This is a genomic window from Actinotalea sp. C106 (genome assembly GCF_023630195.1).
Taxonomy (GTDB): domain Bacteria; phylum Actinomycetota; class Actinomycetes; order Actinomycetales; family Cellulomonadaceae; genus Actinotalea.
In genome coordinates, this window is sequence record NZ_JALPKN010000398.1 from 1 (window position 1) to 2,281 (window position 2,281).

Here is a 2,281-nt window from a genome sequence, read left to right on the forward strand (position 1 = left end):
GACGCCGGCGCGGGCGCTGCTCGCGTCCCCGCGGCCCCGGACCCCCTCGGGGAAGATCCCCACCGCTCCCCCACGCCGCAGCACCGCGAGGGCGGCCGCGAGGGCGGGACGTCCGTTGCGCCGGTCGACCGGGATCTGACCCGCGGCACTCAGCACCGCCCCGACCGGCCCGCGGAACATCTCGTGCTTGACCAGCACGTGGGTCCCCCGCGGCGCGCAGCCGTGCACGAGCGGACCGTCGATGACGCCGATGTGGTTGGCCGCCAGGATCACGGGCCCCTGGCGCGGCACGCGGTCCGCGCCGACCACGGTCGTGCTCCACACGACCCGGGCCAGGAACCGACCGACCCACCTCGACCAGCGCGGGCCGCCGGGGCCGGGGTCCCCGGCCAAGGGGGACGTCCCCGGGCTCATGCGCTCCTGCCGCTCACCCGGCCCACCACACCCAGGGTCGCCTGGACGGTCTGCTCGAGGTCCAGCTCGGATGAGTCCACCGTGACGACGCCGTCGGCCGCGGTCATGAAGTCGACCACCGTCGAGTCGTCGCGGTCCCGGCGCACGACCTGGTCGCGGGTCGCCGCGATGCTCTCCTCCCCGGCGTCGCCGTGCAGCTCACGGGACCTGCGGGCGAGCCGGGCCTCCTCGCTCGCGGTCAGGAGGATCCGCACGTCGGCGTCCGGGGCGATCACCGTGGTGATGTCACGTCCCTCGACGACGACCCCCCTCCCGCGGCTGAAGCCCTCGGTGCCGCGCTCGACCTCGATGACCCGACGCTGCCGCTGCCCCAGGTCGGCACGGACCTCGAGGTTCGTCGCGACCTTGCTGACCACGGCCGAGATCTCCCCGGCACGGATCGCCGTCGCGATGTCCGTACCGCCGATGGCGAACGTCGGGAACCGCGGGTCGAGACCCAGGTCCAGAACCATGCCCCGGACCTGGGCGGTGACCGCCTCGGCGTCCTCGAGATCGACCCCCTGGTCCAGGCACCACCACGCGGCCGCGCGATACATCGCGCCGGTGTCGAGGTAGGCGAGGCCCAGCCGCGCCGCGACCTGCCGGCACACGCTCGACTTGCCGGACCCCGAGGGGCCGTCCACCGCGACCACGAGGGGTCCCGAGGTGCCGTCGTCCATCACTGCTCCTGTCGTCGTCGTCGTCCTCGTGCACCGGGGGGTCGGTGCACGGGTGAGGGCGTGGGGCCCCGGTGCTGGCTCAGCCCGCGACCCGCCAACCCCGGGTGGTGAGCTCCTCCTCGAGCCGGGACCGCAGGCCACGCAGCACCGAGATCGAGGCCAGGCCGACGGCCTGGGCCGGGGCGTGCTCGAGCTGGAGCTCCTCGAGGTTGATCCCCGCGGCCCCGACCTCGGCCAGCAGCCGTGCCAGGGAGCCGGGCTCGTCCGGCACCAGCACGGTCACCACGTCGTAGGCCCGGCGGGTCCCGCCGTGCTTGCCCGGGATCCGACTGACCCCGGTGTTCCCCGCGGCGATCGCGGCCGCGACGGTGCCGAGCGCGCCCGTGGCGACCTCCTCGGCAGCGGTCGCGACCGAGGCGTGGTCGAGGGCCTCGATGAGGACGTCCAGGTCACCGCGCAGGCTGCGCAGCAGCGGGACCACGGCCTCGGCGTTGGCCCCGAGGATCGAGGTCCACAGCCCCGGGTCGCTCGCGGCGATCCTGGTGACGTCCCGCAGGCCCTGGCCGGCGAGCTCGAGAGCAGCCGGCTCGCCGTCGACCAGCCGGGCTGCCACCAGCGAGGCCGCGATCTGCGGCACGTGGGAGACGAGGGCCACGGCGTCGTCGTGGGTCGCGGCGTCGAGCATGACGGGGGTGGCACCAAGATCCGTGGCGAGGGTGCGGACGGCGAGGACAGCGGGCCCCGCCGAGGCCTCCGAGCCCACCACGACCCAGGGCCGCCCGGCGAAGAGGTCCGCCCGGGCCGCCGTCGGGCCGCTGCGCTCCGAGCCAGCCATCGGGTGCGAACCGACGTACCGACTCAGGTCCGCGCCTGCCGCCCGGAGCGGGGTCTCGACAGCCGTCTTGACGCTCGCGACGTCGGTCACCACGGCCTGCGGGTGCGCCTCGAGCTCCGCCAGCACGACGTCAGGGGTCACGTCGGGCGGGGCGGCGACCACGACCAGCTCGACCGGAGGGTCGTGGGGCGTGGGCAGTCGGCCGGCGCCGACGTCGCGGGCGAGCAGCAGCGTGGTCCGGGACGGGTCGTGCAGCACGACGTCGACGCCGAGGGCCCGCAGGCCCAGGCCGATGCTCGCGCCGAGCAGCCCC

The 2,281-nt window shown here is 75.5% G+C and carries 3 protein-coding genes; all 3 read right to left on the minus strand.

Annotation, left to right across the window (positions count from 1 at the left end; genetic code table 11):
* The coding region (locus tag L0B03_RS16845) for a 1-acyl-sn-glycerol-3-phosphate acyltransferase (protein WP_250448017.1) at positions 1-414 on the minus strand (414 nt) is incomplete at its 3' end.
* Complete coding sequence (gene cmk, locus L0B03_RS16850; RefSeq protein WP_250448019.1) at positions 411-1,133, minus strand: (d)CMP kinase; 723 nt, start codon at positions 1,131-1,133, stop codon at positions 411-413. The genes cmk and L0B03_RS16845, both read right to left, overlap by 4 nt.
* Before the next feature lie 79 nt (positions 1,134-1,212).
* A partial coding sequence (locus L0B03_RS16855) for a prephenate dehydrogenase (protein WP_250448021.1) occupies positions 1,213-2,281 on the minus strand: 1,069 nt, incomplete at its 5' end.